Genomic DNA, 23,313 nt, shown 5'->3' on the forward strand with positions numbered 1-23,313 from the left:
GAATCACTATAGAAAAATGAAAATTACGACAGCAAAATGATATTCAATAGATCGGATGATAAATAATAGTGGGATGAAAGAATCGTGGATTAAGGATTATATTGATGTTTAGGTTCAAAGTAGTTCCATAATAAATGAGATATTTTTCGGGTGAGTTCTTCCGCTTCATTGGTTTTTGTCCAACTTTGATCTTGAATATGATTGGTCAATACACAGAAAACATAATCAGCGCTTGGCGCATTGACAAGGACCACTTCTCCGCGAGCATCATCAACAGAACCTGTTTTGGATGCTGTTTTAATTGTAGCTGGTATTTGCGAAAGGGAGCGTTCATTGTAAAACATATTGCCCAAATAGCGGTACATTTTCTCGGATGCTTTCGGACTCACGACCTTGCCTTTATAAATCAATGCTACTAAAGTCGCCATTTCTTTCGGTGTCGTTTGTCCCCAACCATACTTTTCCCAAATCTCTTTGCGACCTTCTGTACGGGAATTAACTTTCGTATTGACTAATCCCAGTTGATCCATCAGTTCGTTAATCACGACGCCTCCTCCAGCGAGTTGCTGATTCCAAATAGACGTCACATTGTCACTATAGCTGATCATTAATCCGATCATCGTGGCTAAGTCTGTTTCCGTGCTGTCTTTAAAAAATTGCATCAGCCCCGAACCTCCATATTGTTGCGAGGATCGGTAGATAAATTTTTGATCCAATTGTAAGGCTCCTTTTTCTATTTTATCAAAAACAGCAGCAAGAATGGGTACTTTGATGATACTTGCCGTAGGAAAAACAGAGTCAGCGTGAATAAGGACTTCTTTTTGTGTTTTTAGATTTTTGACATAAATGCCTATATCGCCATGAAAGTTCTGAATCAGGGTTTTTAATTTGTTCTCTAATTTTTTATCAACTTTTTGCGCGTATATCGGACTGGAAAATAGGAGAATCCCTAACAATAGAAATAAAAATTTTGTTCTCATTAGATATAAATTGTATCTTATAAAAGTAAACATATTTAACATTTAACGAAAATTAAAAGGAGAAGACTATGAATCTTTTTATGTTGATGTTGGGTTGTAAGCCCTTAGGTAGGCATATCGAACAACATGATATTTATTTTGGAATCGCGGAAAACTTGAAGGGCTTAGTTCCTTCCATTCAAAACTACTGGAAAGAGGCTGCTGGGAAAATCCATGTGGATGCCTTTCGACCGGTTACGCAAGTAGGGGATTATCAAATTGCTGTTTCCAAAGAAAAAGTAGATAACCAGCAACTCAAGTTGTATTTTGTCAATCTGGGTGGTTATAAACCCAATGACTTGGAAGAGTATCATTATAAGGAGTTGGTGGTTGCACGGGAATTGGAGGAAGCGAAGCTATTGGCGAAAGAAACCGTTTTCTTTAAAAATCATTTGTCGCCGCATATTGACGATAAGTATGGTATCGATGTAGACGATATTTATGAAATCGAAGAACTTTTACCGGAAGAGTTCAACAAGCAATTTTATATTCAGATCGAAAAGCGAGTTGGAGATGCATCGTTAGCGGATCCGATCACAAATGGCTATTATCCATTAGAAATTTTATAACAAAAATTGGAATAAATCGCACAAGTGTTGTTATAAAATATACCCTTTTTTTGTTATGTTTAGCTATACCTTTGACAGCAAAAGAAGAGACGTGAATAATTTGAGTAATTTGTCCCGTAAAGAATTTATTAAGAACACTGTTATCACGGTTGCTGGCCTATCTTTACCGATAGGCACAGTAACGGCAGGCCCATCATATGCCAAATCAACGGATGTTGTAAGCCATCAGCTGAAGTTTAAGAATGTGCGTTTGGAAACAGGTTTTGTATATGATGAGTCGGAAGTCATCGCAACAAAGACAGACTTGTTCTATATGGAAATTGAAAATGGGAAAATCAGTAAGATCACAGCTAATCAACCGAATGCAGATGCTATAGACAAGAAAGGTTTATTGCTATTGCCTTCTTTTAAAGATATGCACATCCATTTGGATAAAACTTTTTATGGCGATAAATGGCAGGCTGTTCGTAGAGGAAAAGGAGGAGTGAAGGGAATGATCGCTTTAGAACAACAAATACTACCGGATTTACTGAAGAACTCTATCTTTAAGGCGGAGAAACTGATTGAATTATTACAGTCAAAAGGTACTGGATTTGCCCGTAGTCATGTTAATATTGAACCGACTTCTAAATTGGATTCCTTAAAAAATCTGCAGCAAGCACTTGAAAATAAACATAAAAGCTTCAGCGCGGAATTAGTTGCCTTTCCACAGCATGGCGTTTACTACACAGACAGTGCTCCTTATTTGAAAGAGGCTGCTCAAATGGATATTGATTTTATTGGAGGGCTCGATCCTTATACTATTGATGGACAGATCGAAAAAACAATGGATTTTACTGTTCAACTGGCATTAGATCATGCAAAGGGGATTGATATTCACTTGCACGAGTCTGGAGAGTCGGGCCTAAAAACCGTAGAATATCTAATTGAAAAGGTGAATGAAAATCCGATTTTGAAAGGTAAAACTTATTTAAGCCATTGTTTTGTATTGGGGAAATTGGATCAGACTAAACAGGAGGAGGTCGCGGAAAGGCTAGGAGCTGCACAGATTGGAGTTGTCTCCACCATTCCATTTGGAGGCTTAATTATGCCCATCCCTATGTTGTATAAACATAACGTAACAGTACTAACGGGTAACGATAGCATTGTGGATCCTTGGAATACATTTGGAACAGGGAGTGTGTTACAAAAGGCTAATTTAATGGCACAATTGTATGGTTACACGTCTGAACTTTTACTTTCGAGAAGTTTAAAACTGGCAACAGGGGGTATCCTTCCTTTGGATGATAAAGGAAAACAACAATGGCCAAACATTGGAGATCAAGCGGATCTTGTATTTGTTCAAGCAAGTTGTTCCGCCGAAGCAGTTTCAAGAATTTCTAGTGTTGAATCTTTAATCCATGCAGGTGAGTTGGTTTTTTAATTTTTCGATCGTGTCTTCCCCTTATGATCTGATTTTTTTGTTTTTTAAAAAAATAATTAACTGTGAAAAGTTCCCTTCTTTTTTCGTAAATTTAATTATTAAATTTTAGGAGAAATGTATGACGCACGTGATTACTTTCCCGTTATAAATATTCAGGAGTTTATTAAAGAGCCATCTGGGACTAGCGGTTTGTTATTTAACAAACTACTTGGAGGGAGTTATTTTGCTGAACCCCATAAGCATGATTTCCTCATTATTATGTTATTTGATGGAGGGGAAGGCACACATACCATTGATTTTAAAAAATACAGCATATCAACCCATCAGGTGCATATTCTTTTTCCTGGGCAGGTACATCAATGGAAACTTCAAGAACATACAGTCGGCTATCAATTGATGTTTGGTCGGGAATGGTATGAAAGTTTTTTTCCAGACCTTCGTTTCTCTGCTTTATATTACCAGCAACACCCTGTTTTTGAAGTTTCGGGAGTATTATTTAATGCTTTATTTTATGAATTTCAAGCGATCCAAGAGGAATTGAAAGAACAGCATGTTTTTTGGGAACTGATGCAAACGCGCTGTAGATTAATTGGCTTACTGTTACGTCAATATTTTGAGGATACATGGACAGATTTTGAAAAATATCATGAAAATCCGATTATTTCAAAATTTGTACAACTAATAGATCTTCATTTTAAATCCAATCGCTCGGTTTCTTTTTATGCTGAAAAGCTACACATCTCGGCAAACTATCTGAATATTGTCTGTAAAAAAGGAATGAATACAGCTGCTTCCACGTTGATTCATGATCGTATTTTATTGGAATCGAAACGCTTACTCAAGATTTCAGAAATGAGTATAAAAAATATTGTTTACGATTTGGGGTTCTATGATAATGCCAGCTTCTCTAAGTTTTTTAAAGCCCACACTGGGATGACACCTTCGCAATTTAGGGATCAAGGATAATTTTAACAACAGTTCGAATAATCTGTACAAATCTGTTCATGCACTGATTTTTAAATTTGTTGCATTAACAATTGCCATATGACATCATCTGATCAATTACTCGCCCGAGAGCAGTATACCCTAAAGAATGTTCGTTTAGAAACAGGCTTTGAATATAAAAATGAAGAAGTTATTGCCACGCAGACAGCCTTATTTTGTATTGAAATAGCGCATGGAAAAATAAAAGCGATTAAAGCCAACAATCCAAAGGAAAAGGCTATCGATATGAAGGGAAAGCTCATGTTACCTGCCTTTAAGGATATGCATATTCATCTCGACAAAACGTTGTATGGCTTACCTTGGAAAGCATTGTCGACCAAGCGCAGAACGGTTACAGATATGATTGCCTATGAGCAAGAAATCATACCCAAACTTCTGAAGACTTCCACTTCGCGTGCAGAACAACTGATCGAATTAGTACAAGGGTACGGAACAACATCTGCCAGAACGCATTTTAATATAGATCCCAGTTCTGGATTGAAGTCTTTTGAGAATCTGATAAAAGCCCTTGAAAATAAGAAAGACGCTTTCCAGGCAGAATTGGTGGCTTTTCCACAGCATGGTTTATTTTATACCGACACGATTCCGTTGATGCAAGAGATTGCAAAATTTGATCAAGTGAATTTTATAGGTGGCTTAGATCCCTTTAGCGTTGATGGCCATATCGAAAAAACCATCGATTTTACCGTTCAGCTCGCGTTGGATCACAACAAAGGAATTGATATTCATCTCCACGAAATAGGAACAACAGGTATGGAAACCATTCAGTATCTCGTTGACAAGGTTCTTGAAAATCCACAATTACAAGGGAAAACATGTATTAGCCATGCATTTGCACTGGCTTATCTACACGAAAAAGAAATGGAAGATATTGCCGAAAAATTGGCTTTCGCAAAAGTGAGTATAGCTTCTGCTGTTCCTTTCAAAGGAAAGGCAATGCCTATTCCAGCACTAAAAAAGCGTGGTGTCAAGGTATTGATCGGAAATGATAATGTGCAGGACTACTGGAGTACCTTTGGTACGGGAAATATGTTGCAGAAAGCAAATCTCATCGCAGAATTGTATGGCTATGTCACAGAATTTCAATTATCGAGAACACTGCAGTTTGCAACACAAGATACCGTGCCATTGAATGATGCAGGAGAACAACAATGGCCTCGCGTAGCAGATGATGCACATGTTGTTTTTGTCGATGCAAGTTGTTCTGCAGAAGCTGTTTCTAGGATGTCGAAAGTAACTGCTTTGGTACATAATGGGAATTTATATGAAAAAAATTAAATTTTCATAGAACGATAGCGCATTTGTTGAAGAATAATTGATTTCAAGGAAAAGTTCTTTTCTAGCCCATAGAAGCAGATAAATGCACGAATATTTTATTTACGGAATGGACAGATGATAAATTAAAAAATATTTAACATGCATTTGTTCTTTCTAAAATATAATTGACGTAATTTTGCAAATCCTAAAATCAATATGGATTGGTTGGAATAAGGAGAAATACGCATTATGAAAAGAATAACTGAATCCAAAAAGATTTTTGGTATCACAAAGAATGAAGATTTAGCAACGTTAAAAAAGATATATCGTGACTTGATCAAAGCTTGGCATCCGGATAAGTTTCAAGATGATGAGAAGAAAGCGGAAGCAGAATTGAAAAGTACGGAAATTATTGAAGCCTATCACTTTTTAGTGAGCATATCTCCGGAAACACACGAATCGAATAGCGAAGAGTATACCAATACAATTGCCAATTTCTTTATTGAAGATTTTGAATTTAAAGGTCAAACGTTAAAAGTAACCTTCCAGGATAAAAGTACATATGAGTATTTTGGTGTTCCAAAAAATGTGTACATGAAGTTTATTAACGCTGATTCTCGTTCTAGATTTGGTAGAAGACAAATTTTTAATTCTTACACTTTCCGTAAGAGTACCAAAGGAATGGAAGTATAAGGGTTAATCTATCCATAAAAAAGCCTTATTGTTTTTTACAATAAGGCTTTTTTATATCGTTAAGTTTTACATTAAGCTTCTGATATGGCATTAATAATATCGTACTGTGTGATGATATTAATTTTACCGAAGTCATCTTCAACTAAGACAGCTTGTGTTTCTCTATTGATCAAAGCAGATATTTTATCAATGGAGGTATTGAGGTCAACAAAAGGGAAAGGCTTTGTCATCACTTCCTGAACCGATGAAGATCGGAGGGAAGGATTATCCAATAGCGCATTTAAAATATCAGATTCTGTTATTTTACCCACGACCATACCTTGTTGCGTGACAGGGATCTGTGAAATATTAAGCGTTTTCATAAAATTGAACGCTTCAAATACACTTTGTTCCACATCTGCCGTTACAATCGCTTGCTCACCTCTTCGTTTTAAGATACTTTTTGCATTTAGTTTCTCATCTTCTAAGAAACCTCTTTCTCTCAACCAGTCTTCGTTATACATTTTACCCATATAACGGGAACCATGGTCATGGAAAATAACAACGACAACATCATCTTCTTTTAAACGATCTTTTAATTGAATAAGTCCAGCTAAAGCCGAACCTGAAGAGTTTCCTGCAAATATGCCTTCTTTACGAGCCAGTTCACGGGTCATTAAAGCAGCATCTTTATCGGTCACTTTTTCAAACAGATCGATTAAACTAAAATCAACATTTTCAGGAAGAAAATCTTCTCCGATACCTTCTGTTATATAGGGATAGATTTCATTTTTATCGAAAATACCTGTTTCCTTATATTTTTTGAAAACAGATCCATAGGTATCGATACCCCAAACTTTAATGTTCGGGTTTTGCTCTCTTAAATAACGGGCTGTACCCGAGATAGTACCTCCAGTACCTACACCAACGACCAGATGGGTTATTTTTCCTGCTGTCTGTTCCCAGATCTCAGGTCCTGTCTGTTCATAATGTGCCAGGGAATTTGCTGGGTTATCGTACTGGTTTGCTTTCCAACTATTCGGAACTTCTCGTTCCAAACGACTGGAAACCGAATAATAGGAGCGTGGATCCTCTGGATCTACGTTTGTCGGACAAACGATTACTTCTGCACCAAAAGCGCGTAAGGCATCGACTTTTTCTTTTGATTGTTTATCTGTTGTGGTAAAAATACATTTATAACCTTTGACGACAGCAGCGATGGCTAATCCCATACCCGTATTGCCAGATGTTCCTTCAATAATCGTTCCTCCTGGTTTCAACAAACCCGCTTTCTCTGCCTCTTCAATCATTTTCAGTGCCATTCTATCTTTGATAGAGTTACCAGGGTTCGTGGTCTCTATCTTCGCGAGTATGGTTCCTTTTAGGTCTTTGGTTATTCTGTTTAGTTTAACAAGAGGGGTGTTTCCTATTGTTTCTAAAATATTCGTATACCACATAAAATCTACTGTTTGTTTCTGTAAAAATAGCCAAAAAATAGCTGATTTTTAGAATTTCAAATGTTTCACTGTCAACCCGTTATTTTTAAGTTGTTTAAGAGCATCAATACCAATGCTGATGTGTGCATCTACATATTTCGCGGTTACAGAAACATCGCTATTGGCTGTTTTTACACCTTCAGGAATCATCGGTTGATCCGAAACTAATAATAAAGCTCCTGTCGGAATCTTGTTTGCAAATCCTACACTAAAGATAGTTGCGGTTTCCATATCCACAGCCATGGCACGGATGGATTTTAAGTATTTTTTAAAATCTTTATCATGCTCCCACACGCGTCTGTTGGTTGTGTAGACGGTTCCTGTCCAGTAATCTCGGGAATGGTCACGGATGGTTGTTGAAATGGCTTTTTGTAAGGCAAAGGAAGGGAGGGATGGTACTTCTGCAGGGAAGTAATCATTGGATGTACCTTCTCCACGAATAGCTGCAATCGGTAATATTAATTCACCGACACCAATCTTCTTTTTCAATCCACCAGTCTTGCCTAAGAATAATACTGCTTTTGGGGTAATGGCTGATAATAAATCCATAACGGTTGCCGCCATGGGACTTCCCATACCAAAATTGATAATGGTAATGCCTCCTGCGGTAACACTTTGCATCGGTTTATCTTCTCCATAGATTGGTGCATTGTCATGCATCTCGGAAAACATCGTGATGTATTTTGAGAAGTTGGTTAATAAGATGTATTCTCCAAATTCTTCTAATGGTCTTCCTGTATAACGAGGTAACCAGTTGTGTACGATTTCTTCTTTTGATTTTAAACCTGGAGTGATCGGGGTATCAACGATTTTTTTCTTTTTTGTCATAATTCTTCCATTTAATAATTAACAGGTTGCGAGTGCAACCTGCTTGCTGAATAACAGCTGTTTAAAAAAAATCCCTCGCGGTAAGCGAGGGATTTTTTATTAAGCGACTTGCAATTTTTTGATGTCTGACTTTTCAAATTTTTTCATCGCATAATCTAACGTGATATGCAATTCCTTTTGATGTGTCTTTTCCTTTGTTGTTGGAATCTCAAACATTGCGTCAAGCATAATTGCCTCACATATACTTCTCAAACCACGAGCGCCAAGTTTAAATTCATCTGCTTTGTCTACAATAAAACTGTAAACTTCTGCATCAAATTTTAAGTCAATGCCTTCGTATTCGAATAATTTGCGATACTGTTTGATTAACGCATTTTTTGGTATGGTCAAAATACTCAATAGGGTACCTTTGTCCAACGGATTCAAATACGTTAATACAGGTAATCGTCCAATCAACTCTGGAATTAATCCAAAACTTTTCAGATCCTGAGGGGTGATATACTTGTATAGATTTTTTAAATCAATTTCTGCTTCATCCTCATTCATGCGGTAACCTACTGTTTGGGTACGTAAACGATTGGCGATTTTCTTTTGAATACCGTCAAACGCACCACCACAGATAAATAAAATGTTGCTGGTATTGACAGCAATCATTTTTTGATCAGGATGTTTACGCCCACCTTGAGGTGGTACATTGACAACTGTTCCTTCTAAGATTTTCAGTAACGCTTGTTGCACGCCTTCACCAGATACGTCTCTTGTAATGGATGGGTTATCACTTTTACGCGCTATTTTATCAATTTCATCAATGTAGATAATACCACGTTCAGCAGCAGCAACATCATAGTCTGCAGCTTGTAGTAAACGTGTTAAGATACTCTCCACATCTTCTCCAACATATCCAGCCTCTGTTAATACTGTAGCATCGACGATACTAAAGGGTACATTTAAAATCTTTGCAACAGTTTTCGCCAGTAAAGTTTTACCTGTGCCTGTTTCACCCACAACAATTAAGTTTGATTTCTCAATCTCGATTTCGTCATGATCAACTTTTTGATTCAGACGTTTGTAGTGATTGTATACCGCAACAGAGATGACTTTTTTTGCATCATCTTGTCCGATAACATATTGATCTAAATGCTCTTTTATTTCTAAAGGACGAATTAATTTTAACGCCGTTTGTAATGTTTTACTTTTGCGTTGTTTTAATTCCTCTGCTAGAATTTCGCCAGCTTGATTGATACAGCGATCACAGATGTGAGCACCATCTCCAGCGATAAGCATTTGGGCATCATTTTTACTCGTTCCGCAGAAAGAGCAATGGACACCACTTGTATTATTTTTAGCCATTATTATTTAATAATCTCCTTTTTAGGAAGTAAAATCTCATCAATCATTCCAAAGTCTTTTGCTTCAGAAGCTTTCATCCAATAATCACGATCAGAAGATTTTTCAACCCATTCATACGTCTGACCTGAGTGGTCAGCAATAATGGTGTAAAGCTCTTCTTTCAATTTCATCATTTCACGCAGATTAATCTCCATGTCTGAAGCCACTCCTTGAGCACCACCTGAAGGTTGGTGAATCATCACACGTGAGTGTCTTAATGCTGCGCGCTTACCTTTTGCACCAGCAACCAATAAAACAGCACCCATAGAAGCTGCGATACCTGTACAGATCGTCGCAACATCAGGTGAAATATATTGCATGGTATCATAAATACCTAAACCAGCATATACACTACCACCTGGTGAGTTGATGTAAATCTGGATATCACGCTGAGCATCTGTTGATTGTAAAAACAACAATTGTGCCTGAATGATATTTGCTACCTGATCGTTAATACCATCACCTAAGAAAATAATACGATCCATCATTAAACGTGAAAACACATCCATCTGAGCAACATTTAATTGACGCTCTTCAACGATATAAGGTGTCAAGTTTGTTGGCGTATTCACTTGAGCACGCGCTATAAAACCATCAACATGTTGACTTCCAATTCTATGATGCTTAATTGCATATTTTCTGAACTCGTTTTTATCTATATTCATATTCTTTAATGATTCAAATTTATAGGACTAATATAAAACTATATTTTAAATAATAAATACTACAGACCATTTGTTTTACACCAGATTTACAATTATACTACAGTTGGTCATAGTTTGGTAATTCTTTTATAAATGCGAAGGATTTATTTTCAAAATCGATCTGACAATAATAATGTTCCAAACCATTACTTACAAGTAATAACGGAATTTTATGAATAGAATTGTAGTTGGCGATCTGTTCAAATGTAGCTTGTGTAATTTTTATATGTGGCGCTTTAAATTCTGCTAAGACTATTTTTTGTCCTTGATTATTGTAAATCAGGAGGTCACTTCTTTTTTGAAGATCATTTAACCGAAGACCACCTTCTATTTTCATCAGCGATTTTGGATATTTCTTATTCAGATGAAGATAATGCACCCAATGTTGTCGAACCCATTCTTCAGGTGTCAATACAAGCTTTTTCTTACGTAAATCGTCAAAGATAAAAATGGTTTCATTTTCTTTTGTCAATTTCGCTGGGAATGGCGGTAAATTTAACGGAATTGGGCTAAACATAGGACAAAGATACTAATTTTTGGGAGACTCAATAACCTAAGATGCCATAATTAATGTCATTAAAAATTGTATCCTATAATAAATACTTGTGTATAACTATTTAAATTTTAAATAGTTAACAATAAAAAGCTGTAAATAGGATATTTTATGTATCGTTGAGGGATAGATAACGGATGGGAGATCATTTGAGCTAAAGAAAGTTTTCCTGTACTCTTTAGCTGTTCTTACTGTATATATTATATGATTCTATACACAAGGTGTATAGCTAACCTAGGATAATCAATCAAATGATGTATGGCTATTTCAGTATAAGACACTATTCTGTTCATAGGTAGGGCTAAAGCAGTGCCTAAGTAGGGACTAAGCAGGGTATAAGCGTAGACTAAGCGTACATACAGTATTAAAAGTATACCTATAATGCACTATCAACGCACTTAGTACGCTCTTACCAGTTCCAAATATCATGCGCTCTTGAATAACGCTTTATCTATGCTTATACCCTGTAGTATCCCTGCTTAGGCACTGGATGGATAGCGTATGGTTGCTAGACAGGAAGAAAAATTGTTCTCCCATGTGGCTGTTATTTCCGTATTCGCTTATACAAATTTTATCGTTCATCAATTTAGTTGTAATTTAGTGGCATCATGAATATCAGTCCCATTCTAGCAGACATAAAAAAGAGAAAATACGTACCCATCTACTTACTACATGGGGAGGAGAGCTATTTTATAGATGTCATCAGTGATGCCTTAGAAAATTCGGTACTGAATGATGCTCAAAAAGGGTTTGACCAAACAATTTTGTATGGAAAAGATACCGACTTTTCTACCATTGTCAATGCCGCTAAGCGGTATCCGATGATGAGTGATTACCAATTGATCATCATCAAAGAAGCACAGGATTTGAAATGGAAGGACGATGATTTGCTGCTCAAATATATGGAACAGCTAACACCAACAACTGTTTTAGTGCTGGATTATAAGTATAGTAAATTTGATAAACGAAAAAAACTATATAAGGCGATTGAGAAAAAAGGGCTAGTTGTTGAATCAAATAAACTATACGATGATAAAGTGGCTGCCTGGATAGGTTCTTACATCAAGGAGCAGGGCTGGAATATGCATCCACAGGCTGCGGCATTGATGGCAGAATATTTAGGAACAGAGTTGTCGAAGATCGTCAACGAGCTGAATAAATTGATGCTGAATGTGCCTAAAGAAAGAGAAATCTCCGTAACAGATATTGAACAAAATATTGGTATCTCCAAAGATTTCAATGTTTTTGAACTGAATACGGCTTTAGCTAGGCGCAACGCATTCAAGGCGTACCAAATTGTTGATTATTTTGCCGCAAACCCGAAAAGTAATCCGTTGGTTTTAGTGCTTGGAAATATGGCTGGTTATTTTACAAAAATTTTAAAATACCATTATATCATTGATAAAAGTACAGCAGCTAAAGAACTCGGGGTTCATCCTTTCTTTCTCAAAGAATATGAACTTGCCGCTCGGAATTACAATAGAAGGAAAACCTTTGCTATTATTGAAGCTTTAAAAGATGCCGATCTGAAATCTAAGGGAATGCATGTCGGAAGTAACACCAATACAAAGGATATTCTGACAGAATTAATATTTAGTATTTTAAATTGACGCCACCCTTCTTTAATTAAGTATTAGCAAGTCGGTTATTAATTATAAAAAAACCTTTTCCATGCATTTGGACAAGGTTTTTTTATGAAACCGTAGATGTTGTTTAGTCTAATTGTTTGATTTGTAGCTCATTGTAATTCAATGTTATTTTATTGTAATTTTTGAGTTAAACGCTTGTTTAAATTAAACGCTTGTTTAAATTTGCATTCGATTTTAACATGCACGTCAAACAATGGAGTTTAACGAGAAACAATTGGAAATATTACATGTCGCCGAAGAGCTTTTTTCACAGAACGGCTTTGATGGAACCTCTGTACGAGATATTGCGAATCAAGCTCAGGTTAATGTAGCCATGATCAATTATTATTTTGGATCTAAGGATAAATTGCTGGATGATTTGTTTGCTTATCGCATTGAAAAATTTAAAATGGATGATCGTATTCTGAAGTTACCGATATCCGTTATGGAGATGCTGGATGAAATGGTAAATTCTTATATCACATGCATGAATTCCAGCCTGGCTATTTATCAGATTATTGCGATCGAAGCGGGAGTGAAGAAGCGTTTATTGTTGTCTGATTCCTACAAAAGCTTAAAGGAACATAATCTGCGCGTCATTTCTGAAATTATTCAAAAAGGAATTGCAGGAGGTGAATTTCGGGAAGGAAATGATCCGGTATTGATTCATGCGACGATGATGGGAACTTTTATGAATTTTCAGATGAATAAAACGTTTCTAAAATCTGAATTAAAAATTACTTCGGACGACGTATATACGCAATATATGGAGTCTACATTAATAACACATTTACAAAGAACGATTAAAGCTTTATTAACATATGAATACTAAAATAGGAAAGTTGGGGCTCTTACTTTTCTTGCTACAAGGTTCGGCATTTGCACAGCAAAATAAGCCTCTTAATTTACAAGAGGTTATCCGACTTGCTCAGACACAAAGTTTAGAAGCCAAAGCTTCAGATACAAAAATTACAGGTAGAAAATTAGAATACGAAGCATCGAGAAACAGCTTGCTTCCAGATGCTAAAGTGAGTGGTCAGTATTTGGCCATGACCTCACCAGATGTGAATTTGCAAATACCATTGTCCTCTTCATCAGAAGATCCGATGGCGATTAAAGCAAATCAATTGTTACTTGGACAAGCGTCTATCAGTATGCCAGTATATACTGGAGGGAAAATCAAAAATAGTATTGCTGCTGCTAGTAATGCGATTAAAGTGGAAGAATTCTCTGCTTTAGCCTTGAAAGATCAATTGGCAGAACGCGGTATCAATTTATACATCAATTTATATAAAGCGCAGCAAACAGCACTTTTGATGGAAGAAAACATTAAAAGGTCAGAACAACGTGTTGTCGATTTTAAAGCCATGGAAGCGAATGGTATTATTCCACGAAATGACCTTTTAAAAGCAGAATTACAGTTGTCTAATTATAAGGTTGCACTACAAGAAGCACAAAAGAATTCAACCGTTTTGAATTATCAATTGGTTAATTTTTTGAAATTGGATGAAGCGACTGTTATCTCATCTATTGATTTAGATGAAGCACCAACGGCGATCGATTTTTCGGATGCGAATGCAGCCTTAGCCAATAGAAATGAATTGAAAGCATTGCAGGCACAACACGATATTGCATTGAACAAGGTGAATATTGAGAAATCAAATGCTTTACCAAAGATCGCATTAACAGGTGGTTATGCAGCATTGGACGTACACAATTTGGTAACTGTGAAAAATGCGATTAATGTTGGTGTAGGGGTATCTTATGATATAGGATCACTTTATAAAAATAAGAAAAATGTCAATATCGCTCGTAACCAAGTGAGTCAGGTGGATGAGAATGTCGTAATGATGAACGATAAAATCAAAGTTCAAGTACAACAGGCAAATGAAAACTATCATCTAACGGTTTCTCAAAATCAGTTATATACGGAAGCGGTGAATCAGGCGAATGAGAATTATCGGATCGTAAAAGATAAATATGATAATGGCGTAGCGGATACCGATGATTTATTGGAAGCAGATGTACAACAGTTGCAATCAAAAATCAATTTAGCAATTTCTAAGGCTAATACAATAGAGAAATATTATGATTTGCTTTTAGCAAATGGTCAACTAACAACAAAATAATTATAAATATCAATGGAAAATCAAGAAGAAAAGAAACCATCAAATAAGAAATTTGCCTTCATTCTGATTGCTTTTGTCTTAGTTATAGTAGGGTATGGTGGTTATAAATACATACACGGACAAACGCATGAAACGACAGATGATGCGCAGATCGATAAAAATATGAACCCGATTATCCCTAAAGTAGGGGGGTATATTGCTCAGGTCTATGTAAAAGATAATGATATCGTAAAGAAAGGTGATACGTTATTTACCATTGATACGCAAGATTATTTGATTAAAGTAAAAGAGGCTGAAGCGGCATTGTTAAGTGCTGAGGGTTCATTTGAAGTGTCGAAAGCAGATGTAAATGCAACCTCAGCGAATGTGGCTATTTCTGATGCAACTGTCCGTTCGAATAGTGGTAGTATCGATGCCGCAAAAATCCGTGCAGAACAAGCTCGAAATGATTATGATCGTTATGCTAATTTGTATAACAATCATTCGATTACAAAACAACAATATGAGCAAGCGTTAACAACGAAATTAGAAGCGGAGAAACAAGTGGAGATTTTACAACAACAACGAAATGCTTCAAACTCACAACGTTCTGCTGTCTTAAGTAAAACAACTGTTGCAACCAAACAAACTGCTGTGGCACAAGCAAATATTGAGCGTGCTAAAGCTGCTGTTGATGCTGCAAAATTGAATCTTTCTTATACAGCTGTTATTGCTTCTGCAGATGGTCAAGTTTCGAATGTGAAAATTAGACCTGGACAGATGGTCAACCCTGGTGCTGCTTTATTCTATATTGTCGATAATCACGAAACGTGGGTAGTAGCGAATTTCAAAGAAACCCAAATGAATGAAATTAGAATAGGACAAAAAGTAGCGGTGACGGTAGACGCTTATCCGGATATCGAATTTGAAGGGGAGGTGAATTCTTTCTCTCCAGCAACAGGTTCTAAATTTTCTTTATTACCGCCAGATAATGCGACAGGTAACTTCGTAAAAACAGTACAACGTTTACCTGTAAAGATACTATTAACGAAAGCGAACAAAACGGATCAAATTGCTTTATTGCGTCCTGGTATGAATGCAGATATTGACGTTCATTTAAAATAAAATTATGACAGCTACGCTTGATCAAGATAGTCTCATTGAGTACGGGTATCGACGTGTAATCATTACCATTATTGCGGTTCTCTGTGCTTTATTGGAGATTGTCGATACCACCATTGTCAATGTTGCCCTCAACGATATGAAAGGAACATTAGGGGCGACATTGACGGATATTGCTTGGGTGATCACAGCATATGCGATCGCCAATGTAATCGTTATCCCAATGACAAGTTGGCTATCGCAACAATTTGGTCGAAGAAATTACTTTGCTGCTTCTATTGTTATTTTTACGGTAGCTTCCTTTTTATGTGGTAATTCGACCAATATATGGGAACTTGTATTTTTTAGATTTTTGCAAGGAATGGGAGGGGGAGCGTTATTGGTTACCGCTCAAACCATCATTACGGAAAGTTACCCTCCAGCGAAAAGAAGTATGGCACAAGCCATCTATGGGATGGGGGTTATTGTAGGGCCGACATTAGGACCTCCTTTGGGTGGTTATATTGTGGATCATTTCTCATGGCCTTATATTTTTTATATCAATGTACCTTTAGGTATTATTGCAGTGCTACTGACACTTTCGTTTGTTAAAAGTCCAAAATATGGAGAAAAACAGGCTGCTAAAGATGTGGATTGGTGGGGAATGATTTTTCTGATTATGTTCATTGGTTCGCTTCAGTATGTGCTGGAACATGGACAACAGGATGATTGGTTCGCAGATAGAGCGATCGTTATTTTATCCGTTACTTCCGTTTTAGGATTATTGCTTTTCATTTGGCGAGAGATGGTGTATGACCGGCCTATTGTAAATCTTCGGGTACTGAAAGATAAAAATTTGCAGGTAGGTGTTGTCATGAGTTTCATCTTAGGATTTGGACTATTCGGTTCTACGTTTGTCATCCCTATCTATACACAATCGATCCTCGGATGGACGGCTACAGATGCGGGTCTATTGCTGATTCCTAGTTCATTGATGACAGGGGTGATGATGCCTTTTATTGGTAAAATGATCCAAAATGGTGTTCCTCAAAAATATATGGTGGCTTTAGGCTTGTGTGTTTTCTTCGGTTTTTCATTTGTGATGTATAGCCGCTTGACCAATGATACAGGTGCAGAACATATGTTTTGGCCCTTGATATTTAGAGGGGTTGGATTGGGGTTATTGTTTGTGCCAGTCATGACGTTATCACTATCGACCTTGTCGGGTAAAAGTATTGGTGAAGGTGCCGCTTTTACAGGTATGATGCGTCAATTAGGGGGATCATTTGGTATCGCATTGATTACCACTTTTATTTCTCGTTTTACGCAAGCTCACCGTGTAAATTTGTTAGCTAACTTAGATCCAACTCGTTTTGAAGTCCAACAAAGAATCAATCAGCTGCAAGCTGGTTTTGTAGCAAAAGGATTTACACCAAATGAAGCTTTAGCGAAGGCTTACCAGATATTGGAAGGTTCAGTCATGAAACAAGCAACTGTGTTATCGTATATGGATGTGTTTTTATTCATTGGATTACTGTTTATCGCTTGTGTACCTTTTGTATTGATGATCAAACAGGGTAAGAATAAAGTAGATACCTCTAGTTTGCATTAAAAGATTGATGAACTCATTTTCAAGAACAGCAGTAAACCAGTTTTACTGCTGTTTTTTTATGTAGAACGTTTTTTTAAAATTTAATTGCTCATAAATAAATGAAAGTGATCGTGTATTAAAAAATGCAAGGAACAAAGATTTTTCTGCTAACAAATAATCTATTTGTTTGTTAATGATTGTGAACGGGATTTGAATTTAGAAACGGATGACGTATCAAGACAAACGAATTAAAAACTTATGAAATTATTACTCCTTCTTTTTACAACTTTTTTTCTCGCTTTAGTAGGGACAAAATTGGTATATGGTTATTGGGATTTTTTGTTTGCAGGAAATCTAGGTATGACTGTTTTTATCATTTTTACAGGATTGTCACACTTTAGATTCCAAAAGGGAATGGTGATGATGATGCCAGATTTTATTCCTGCAAAACTGTTTTTTGTCTACTTGACAGGGGTATTGGAAATTGCTGCAGGAATTGGCCTAATGATCCCATCCTTACGTGCAACGACAGCTATTCTGCTGATTGTTTTTTTCGTGCTGGTTTTTATCGCTAATGTCAATTCTTCGAAAAAGATGATTAATATTTTCAAAGCTGATTATACAGGACCAGGTATGAATTACCTGTATGCGCAAAGACTTCCGATGCAACTCATTTTGATTGCATGGACTTGGTATTTTGGGCTTTATTTAAAATAATTGGAAAACTAAAAATCCTCCGTCATCGGGCGATGAGGAGGATTAACCAATTTATAATAGAAGAGAAAGGGAATGCTATTTTGTTAAGATATTATCGAACGTAATGGCTGCATAATACAAAGCACCAAGTGTAGGACCACCAGCATATTGGATGTAATGATTGTTGAGTACATTACTTCCACCAACTTTTATGGTTGCTTTTGTCAATCTGTAACTCACTTGCGCATCAATATTATTATAGGCTGATACACGTGCATTGACGAGTGGACTTTCCCAGTTAAAAGCATCTTGCCATTTCCAAACCACATTAAAGCCAAAGTTTGGCAGGATTTCTCTATTTCCAAATGACAGATTGGAAGCCCATTTTGGGGTGTTAAAACCCGTAACGAAAATATCCGACTCCTTGTTTTTTGTAATGTTGCTGTAGTTAATATTACCAGCTACGGTATAAGTACCACTGAAATTATAGGTAATACCTAATGAACTTCCGTAATTGTTATAACTGTTTTTTGCATTGGTATACACCCGATAACGTGTTTGTTTTGACCTGTTGCTGGCTAACATATCCAATACAGAAGCATCTGTAGATATTTTATCTGTAGCAGGCACCGCTACTTCTACTTGCCCTAAGAATCCATTATAAACATTGCTATACAGATCCCAGTCAATGGCCAATTTATTGTGAAAGAGTACAGACTTATAACCTATTTCAAATGATTTAATGCTTTCCGGTTCTGTTGCTTTTAAGTCCGTCGCTGCTAAAAGTGCGCGGTTTTTGAGTGCAGCATCATTTGCCGTCAATCCATCTGCGACATCTTTATTTACTGCAGCATTAAAAGCATTGACCGACTGTAAGGTATACGAATTGTCTAAGTAACCAAGTCCTTCGTTGATATAAGAGAGACCACCTACACGACGTACATTTCCATTGTTCACAAAAGATAAGGCTTCAAAAAGAGCTGGGAAACGATAGCCATTTTGAAAAGATGCACGTAAGTTGTGTTTTTCGTTTAATGTGTACACCGCCGCGATTCTTGGATTGAGTTTCGCTGAAAATTCAGGATTGTAGTCGATACGTAATGATCCGAAAAGCTTTAATTTTTCATCCAATAGTGATTTTGTTATTTGACCAAAACCTCCAACTTTCTTGTAATATACATTGTCACCAAAAGAACCATTCGCTAAAGGTTGGTTGCGCTCAGCAACAGGTCTTTTAAAATCAACAAAATTATTACCATCAGGAACGACTTCATATACGGTAGCATCAGCTCCTAAAAGTAGATTAAACATAGTAATGTGTCGGCTTAAATCCCATTGTGCATTGGCATGATACGTCCGACTCATCTGCTTGAGTTGCGCACCACCTGTTGCTGTTCCTGTCGCTACACCTGCATTTAGGTGATCCCAGTTGTTGATTTGCGTAATGGTATTTTTCAACGCTTCAAACTCCTTTGTTCCAGGTTCTACACGACCATTGTCGGCGAACCTTCTTGCATTTTGTAGGGCTTCTGTTAATGAGGTTCCCTCATTTAATTGTGTTTGTAAGGTGTTTTTGAACAAATCTCTCCATGCATTATTGGATAGATGTGTCAGATCCAAGTTATCGGCCAGTGGTTTGATATTATAAGAATCGCCTGTATTTTCTGTTGAAATATAGGTTTTAATCGAATAGTCATTTCCTTTCAACTCTAATTTGTGATTCTGAACCCGAACATTGTCTAATTGAATTTTATTTCCTCGTTGAAATACGCCATCCATCTGACCGAATCGATAGCTATAGGATAATTCTGCATTTTCATTAAAACGGTAATGGAATGCAGCATCAAATTTTAAATTCTCTACGGTGGGTTTTGAGAGATCTTCCTCCTTGTATCCAGTTCGACGAACAATAATAGATTGGTTTGATTTACCATTAAAAGTCAATCCATTGATCGTAACGGCATTATTATTTTCGTCACCATAATTATTCCAGCCATCATAGGCAGGATTATTACTGCCCGAAAGTTCTGGATAATTCGGATTTGCCGTGTTTAAATTGTTTGGGTTTTGATCCTGATAGGAATTGGACAACCAATCGGTTCCCCTTAAGTAACTCAGGTTGACTTTAAATGCAAATTTATTATTAAATGATTTTGCAAATCGAACCGCATTTTCGGTTAGATTACTTAAGGCTCGACCCGTACCTCCCGTGTGATTGAGTCCATTCTTGCTGTAAACGCTTAATCCTTCATACAGAAAAGGATTTTTCGTCAATAGATTTGCCATACCATTAATCGCGTTCATACCATATAGGGCAGAGGAAGCTCCTGGAGTGATCTCCATACTGGCAATATCTAACTCCGTAGGGCCGATTGCATTACCTAGTGGGACTCCTAGAGTAGCTGCTTGCATATCAACACCATCTGCCAATTGAACAAACCTAAAGTTATTGGGGATATTGAAACCTCTTGTATTGGGAATTTTGAACGTGATACTCGCTGTTGTCATCTGAACACCTTTTACATTCTCAAGTGCATCATAGAAACTAGGGGCAGGAGATTCTCGTATGGCTCTAATATCTAATTTTTGAATAGCAACAGGTGATTTTAAGATACTTTCTTGTGTTCGCGATGCCGTGACCACAACTTCTTTTCCAAGTATAGTCTGTGTCAATAAAGCAAGATTTAAATTAGACTGAGGACCAGTTACTTGGTAGGTTTTTGTTTCAAAGCCTACACCTGATACTTGTAGTGTAAAGGGATATTTTGCTTTCGTATTAAGTTTAAAATCTCCGTTGTTATTCGTGGAAGTTCCATTTACAGTTCCTTGAATGGTAATGGTAATTCCAGGTAAAGATTCTTTGGTATTCTGATCAATAATATGACCTGTGAGTTCAATAATGTTTGAACCCTGAGCAAAAGTTTGATTGGTTTTTGCCAGTCCAATAATCGCTATAACGATTAGCGTTAGTAAAGTTTTTCTCATATTTAATATAAAATCTATCGATTTAGTAGACAAATATATTTCTTAGTTTTTATAATCGAGAATTTATTTTTAATTAAGATTCATTTATTTGTTTAACTATCTGTTTATCAGTGTGTTTTTTTTATAAGGATAGTTGATAAATTGATAGGTACTCGAAAATATGGAAATGCTTTATACCTAATCAACCATGTAATTGACTAATTTAATAAAGAGAAATATTTGAATAGTGTAAAGATTAGTGGTTTATTTTTTTGAAATAAAATAGAGGATAAGCAACTAACTCAGATCTTCTAATCTTTAATCATTTGAATCAATTGTACTGAGCAATTCTTACAAATAAGAATTGTCATTTGACTAAATTTATTTTCTGTCTTTTGGTGAATAAATTAAAGCATTATGAGTTTTGGTTAATTTGTTTTTACGATTGAACGGAATAAGGAGAAACTGCTGATTCTTAATTTCTTATTGTCTTTTCGAATTAACTAACATGCTAATCCTGTCATCATTTTTTTACTATTTTGTTACAAAGCAATAAATAGCAGTCGTTAGACAATCGTTTGCGTTAAATAAAATATTTGATATTGTAAATTTATTTTTTAATAACGGTTTTGCTTTTCTAAATTAGGTTTAATACCAAATTATATATCAAATATGAAAAACAACCGTTTTTACCTACTCTGTGGGTTTGCTTTACTGACTATTTTTTCATGTAAAGACATTACTCAAGATTTAAGCAATCTCGAAGGATCTACATCCAGTGTTGCACAAAATCAATCCGTCACACTTAGCAATGAGTGGCGAAACAATCCTTATAAATTGAACGTTATTTATTTCGTTCCCAACGATGTAGATTCCATTCCAAATTTCAGAAAACGACTCAGTAGAATATTATTAGATGCACAGTCGATGTTTGCAAATAATATGGATCGGGAGGGATTTGGAAGAAAATCATTTGGTTTGGATCTTGTCAATGACTCACTGATTAACATCATTTACCTTGCAGGAAACTTCGGTAAAGCTACTTATCCTTATGAAGGAGGTTCTGGAGCCGTCAAATCGGAAGTAGATGCCTATTATGCTTTAAATCCTTCAGCCAAAAAAAGCGAACATAATTTGATTGTCATCCCCACTTATAATACAGATCCGGCCAATCCAGGAGGTCCTCCTTTTTACGGTACAGGTACTTCTTGTTATGCATTGGATTATGTCAATTTAGATGCTAAAAATTTAGGAATAGGTGGGGATATCGGTTGGAAAGCTACTGTATGGATAGGGGGTATGATCCATGAATTAGGACATGGTTTAAATGCCAGTCATAATCATATGAATAAAACGTTGGAACCTACTTTAGGAACCGCTTTGATGGGAAGTGGTAATTCTACTTATGGACTTTCTACTACTTCACTGACAAAGACTACGGCTGCAACATTTAATAATAGTCAGGTATTCAGTACCGTTACTCGTAGTGATTGGTACAGTGCTGCATCTGTGGAAATTACTTCACTATCCTCTTCTTTCTCCAGTAATAAAATCATTGTTTCTGGAAAGTTTACCACCACTAAACCAGTACAAGATGTTGTTATCTGGCATGATAGAACCCCTTATGGTGGTAATCAGGATTACGACGCTGTGCAATGGGCGACCAAAGTTATTGGACAGGATAGTTTTCGATTTGAATGTCCATTGGCTGATTTTTACGATTTGACCAGCGAGTATCAACTTCGGATTGGTTTTCTTCATGAGAACGGAAGTCGTTCGACATACAGTTATCTGTATAATTTCGTCAATAGTGTACCCGATTTATCTAAAGTAGTGGTTCATGATCTATTACCGACAACAGGTTGGTCCATCATAGGAACTGATAGCCAGGAAAGTGCTGCTCCAGCAAGTAATGTATTGGATAAAAATAGGAGTACAATTTGGCATACACAGTGGTCTGCGGTTCAAACGCCTCAACCACATTATTTCTCTGTTAATATGGGAGCAATTCGCGCTGTAAAAGGTCTAGCTTTCCGAAATAGGGATAATCTGAATGGTGCGATGAAAGATATTAATATTTATTCAAGTACAAACGGGACGACTTGGACGTTAGTAAAAACAGCTCAGTTAATAAAAGTATCGGGAAGCTGGATTAATGTTGATCTCACTTCGACATTGAATACACGCTATCTAAAAATAGAGTCAACGACCTCTTGGGGAGATTTCTTCTATTCAAATTTGGCCGACTTCGGTGTCTACTCGAACTAGTGAAAAATAACTAAAAAGAATAGGCCTTGATCATTGACGATC

Annotated in this window: 19 protein-coding genes; 12 read left to right on the forward strand and 7 right to left on the reverse strand. The window is 36.5% G+C overall.

The window, feature by feature from the left end; all coding sequences use genetic code 11:
• Positions 1 to 89 precede the first annotated feature (89 nt).
• Positions 90 to 980 carry a serine hydrolase gene (locus LZQ00_RS04710; RefSeq protein WP_234512358.1) on the reverse strand — a complete coding sequence of 297 codons (891 nt, stop codon included), beginning with the start codon at positions 978 to 980 and terminating at the stop codon, positions 90 to 92.
• 68 nt (positions 981 to 1,048) lie between these two features.
• Between LZQ00_RS04710 and LZQ00_RS04715 the strand changes: the two genes are divergently transcribed.
• The 5 genes from LZQ00_RS04715 (at position 1,049) to LZQ00_RS04735 (ending at position 5,966) form a co-directional block, all read left to right on the forward strand.
• The gene (locus tag LZQ00_RS04715) at positions 1,049 to 1,588 is read left to right on the forward strand and encodes a DUF1543 domain-containing protein (RefSeq protein ID WP_234512360.1); all 540 of its coding nucleotides are present in this window, start codon (positions 1,049 to 1,051) and stop codon (positions 1,586 to 1,588) included.
• A 55-nt stretch (positions 1,589 to 1,643) separates the two neighbouring features.
• The gene (locus tag LZQ00_RS04720; protein ID WP_234512362.1) at positions 1,644 to 3,011 is read left to right on the forward strand and encodes an amidohydrolase; all 1,368 of its coding nucleotides are present in this window, start codon (positions 1,644 to 1,646) and stop codon (positions 3,009 to 3,011) included.
• Positions 3,012 to 3,125: 114 nt separating this feature from the next.
• Complete coding sequence (locus tag LZQ00_RS04725; protein ID WP_234512363.1) at positions 3,126 to 3,977, forward strand: helix-turn-helix domain-containing protein; 852 nt, start codon at positions 3,126 to 3,128, stop codon at positions 3,975 to 3,977.
• Positions 3,978 to 4,055: 78 nt separating this feature from the next.
• Positions 4,056 to 5,294 (forward strand): amidohydrolase, encoded by a 1,239-nt coding sequence (locus tag LZQ00_RS04730; RefSeq protein ID WP_234512364.1) that lies wholly within the window; start codon positions 4,056 to 4,058, stop codon positions 5,292 to 5,294.
• A 228-nt stretch (positions 5,295 to 5,522) separates the two neighbouring features.
• Entirely contained in the window at positions 5,523 to 5,966 is a 444-nt protein-coding gene (locus LZQ00_RS04735; protein ID WP_234512366.1) for a KTSC domain-containing protein, read from the forward strand.
• 71 nt (positions 5,967 to 6,037) lie between these two features.
• On the opposite strand, the gene LZQ00_RS04740 is transcribed toward LZQ00_RS04735, so the two are convergent.
• From LZQ00_RS04740 to LZQ00_RS04760, 5 genes are all read right to left on the reverse strand, one after another.
• Entirely contained in the window at positions 6,038 to 7,402 is a 1,365-nt protein-coding gene (locus LZQ00_RS04740) for a pyridoxal-phosphate dependent enzyme (protein ID WP_234512368.1), read from the reverse strand.
• 48 nt (positions 7,403 to 7,450) lie between these two features.
• Positions 7,451 to 8,269, reverse strand: coding sequence for an AMP nucleosidase (locus LZQ00_RS04745; protein WP_234512370.1), 819 nt, complete (start codon positions 8,267 to 8,269; stop codon positions 7,451 to 7,453).
• A gap of 99 nt (positions 8,270 to 8,368) precedes the next feature.
• Positions 8,369 to 9,619: an ATP-dependent Clp protease ATP-binding subunit ClpX gene (clpX, locus tag LZQ00_RS04750; protein WP_234512372.1), complete on the reverse strand. Its 1,251-nt coding sequence runs from the start codon at positions 9,617 to 9,619 to the stop codon at positions 8,369 to 8,371.
• A gap of 2 nt (positions 9,620 to 9,621) precedes the next feature.
• The gene (clpP, locus tag LZQ00_RS04755) at positions 9,622 to 10,323 is read right to left on the reverse strand and encodes an ATP-dependent Clp endopeptidase proteolytic subunit ClpP (RefSeq protein ID WP_234512374.1); all 702 of its coding nucleotides are present in this window, start codon (positions 10,321 to 10,323) and stop codon (positions 9,622 to 9,624) included.
• Positions 10,324 to 10,420: 97 nt separating this feature from the next.
• Positions 10,421 to 10,879 (reverse strand): type I restriction enzyme HsdR N-terminal domain-containing protein, encoded by a 459-nt coding sequence (locus LZQ00_RS04760; protein ID WP_234512376.1) that lies wholly within the window; start codon positions 10,877 to 10,879, stop codon positions 10,421 to 10,423.
• Between the two features lie 644 nt (positions 10,880 to 11,523).
• On the opposite strand from LZQ00_RS04760, the gene holA reads away from it, so the two are divergent.
• From holA to LZQ00_RS04790, 6 genes are all read left to right on the forward strand, one after another.
• A complete protein-coding gene (gene holA / locus LZQ00_RS04765; RefSeq protein ID WP_234512377.1) occupies positions 11,524 to 12,525 on the forward strand; it encodes a DNA polymerase III subunit delta in 1,002 nt (333 codons plus the stop codon).
• 232 nt (positions 12,526 to 12,757) lie between these two features.
• A complete protein-coding gene (locus tag LZQ00_RS04770) occupies positions 12,758 to 13,375 on the forward strand; it encodes a TetR/AcrR family transcriptional regulator (protein WP_234512379.1) in 618 nt (205 codons plus the stop codon).
• Positions 13,365 to 14,672: a TolC family protein gene (locus tag LZQ00_RS04775; protein WP_234512381.1), complete on the forward strand. Its 1,308-nt coding sequence runs from the start codon at positions 13,365 to 13,367 to the stop codon at positions 14,670 to 14,672. Before LZQ00_RS04770 ends, LZQ00_RS04775 begins: the two co-directional genes overlap by 11 nt.
• 12 nt (positions 14,673 to 14,684) lie before the next feature.
• Positions 14,685 to 15,776, forward strand: a complete 1,092-nt coding sequence (locus LZQ00_RS04780) for an HlyD family secretion protein (RefSeq protein ID WP_234512382.1) — start codon at positions 14,685 to 14,687, stop codon at positions 15,774 to 15,776.
• A 4-nt stretch (positions 15,777 to 15,780) separates the two neighbouring features.
• Positions 15,781 to 17,364 (forward strand): DHA2 family efflux MFS transporter permease subunit, encoded by a 1,584-nt coding sequence (locus LZQ00_RS04785; protein WP_234512384.1) that lies wholly within the window; start codon positions 15,781 to 15,783, stop codon positions 17,362 to 17,364.
• A 237-nt stretch (positions 17,365 to 17,601) separates the two neighbouring features.
• The gene (locus LZQ00_RS04790; RefSeq protein ID WP_234512386.1) at positions 17,602 to 18,060 is read left to right on the forward strand and encodes a hypothetical protein; all 459 of its coding nucleotides are present in this window, start codon (positions 17,602 to 17,604) and stop codon (positions 18,058 to 18,060) included.
• A 75-nt stretch (positions 18,061 to 18,135) separates the two neighbouring features.
• On the opposite strand, the gene LZQ00_RS04795 is transcribed toward LZQ00_RS04790, so the two are convergent.
• Complete coding sequence (locus tag LZQ00_RS04795) at positions 18,136 to 21,024, reverse strand: TonB-dependent receptor (RefSeq protein WP_234512388.1); 2,889 nt, start codon at positions 21,022 to 21,024, stop codon at positions 18,136 to 18,138.
• 651 nt (positions 21,025 to 21,675) lie between these two features.
• On the opposite strand from LZQ00_RS04795, the gene LZQ00_RS04800 reads away from it, so the two are divergent.
• A complete protein-coding gene (locus LZQ00_RS04800) occupies positions 21,676 to 23,271 on the forward strand; it encodes a discoidin domain-containing protein (RefSeq protein ID WP_234512389.1) in 1,596 nt (531 codons plus the stop codon).
• Positions 23,272 to 23,313 lie beyond the last annotated feature (42 nt).

The sequence above is a fragment of the Sphingobacterium sp. SRCM116780 genome, assembly GCF_021442025.1.
Classification (GTDB): Bacteria; Bacteroidota; Bacteroidia; order Sphingobacteriales; family Sphingobacteriaceae; genus Sphingobacterium.

Coding starts and splice junctions, on each gene's coding strand:
- LZQ00_RS04710 (WP_234512358.1), bottom strand. CDS start 980: ATGAGAACAAAATTTTTATTTCTATTGTTAGGGATTCTCCTATTTTCC.
- LZQ00_RS04715 (WP_234512360.1), top strand. CDS start 1,049: ATGAATCTTTTTATGTTGATGTTGGGTTGTAAGCCCTTAGGTAGGCAT.
- LZQ00_RS04720 (WP_234512362.1), top strand. CDS start 1,644: ATGTTTAGCTATACCTTTGACAGCAAAAGAAGAGACGTGAATAATTTG.
- LZQ00_RS04725 (WP_234512363.1), top strand. CDS start 3,126: ATGTATGACGCACGTGATTACTTTCCCGTTATAAATATTCAGGAGTTT.
- LZQ00_RS04730 (WP_234512364.1), top strand. CDS start 4,056: ATGACATCATCTGATCAATTACTCGCCCGAGAGCAGTATACCCTAAAG.
- LZQ00_RS04735 (WP_234512366.1), top strand. CDS start 5,523: ATGAAAAGAATAACTGAATCCAAAAAGATTTTTGGTATCACAAAGAAT.
- LZQ00_RS04740 (WP_234512368.1), bottom strand. CDS start 7,402: ATGTGGTATACGAATATTTTAGAAACAATAGGAAACACCCCTCTTGTT.
- LZQ00_RS04745 (WP_234512370.1), bottom strand. CDS start 8,269: ATGACAAAAAAGAAAAAAATCGTTGATACCCCGATCACTCCAGGTTTA.
- clpX (WP_234512372.1), bottom strand. CDS start 9,619: ATGGCTAAAAATAATACAAGTGGTGTCCATTGCTCTTTCTGCGGAACG.
- clpP (WP_234512374.1), bottom strand. CDS start 10,323: ATGAATATAGATAAAAACGAGTTCAGAAAATATGCAATTAAGCATCAT.
- LZQ00_RS04760 (WP_234512376.1), bottom strand. CDS start 10,879: ATGTTTAGCCCAATTCCGTTAAATTTACCGCCATTCCCAGCGAAATTG.
- holA (WP_234512377.1), top strand. CDS start 11,524: ATGAATATCAGTCCCATTCTAGCAGACATAAAAAAGAGAAAATACGTA.
- LZQ00_RS04770 (WP_234512379.1), top strand. CDS start 12,758: ATGGAGTTTAACGAGAAACAATTGGAAATATTACATGTCGCCGAAGAG.
- LZQ00_RS04775 (WP_234512381.1), top strand. CDS start 13,365: ATGAATACTAAAATAGGAAAGTTGGGGCTCTTACTTTTCTTGCTACAA.
- LZQ00_RS04780 (WP_234512382.1), top strand. CDS start 14,685: ATGGAAAATCAAGAAGAAAAGAAACCATCAAATAAGAAATTTGCCTTC.
- LZQ00_RS04785 (WP_234512384.1), top strand. CDS start 15,781: ATGACAGCTACGCTTGATCAAGATAGTCTCATTGAGTACGGGTATCGA.
- LZQ00_RS04790 (WP_234512386.1), top strand. CDS start 17,602: ATGAAATTATTACTCCTTCTTTTTACAACTTTTTTTCTCGCTTTAGTA.
- LZQ00_RS04795 (WP_234512388.1), bottom strand. CDS start 21,024: ATGAGAAAAACTTTACTAACGCTAATCGTTATAGCGATTATTGGACTG.
- LZQ00_RS04800 (WP_234512389.1), top strand. CDS start 21,676: ATGAAAAACAACCGTTTTTACCTACTCTGTGGGTTTGCTTTACTGACT.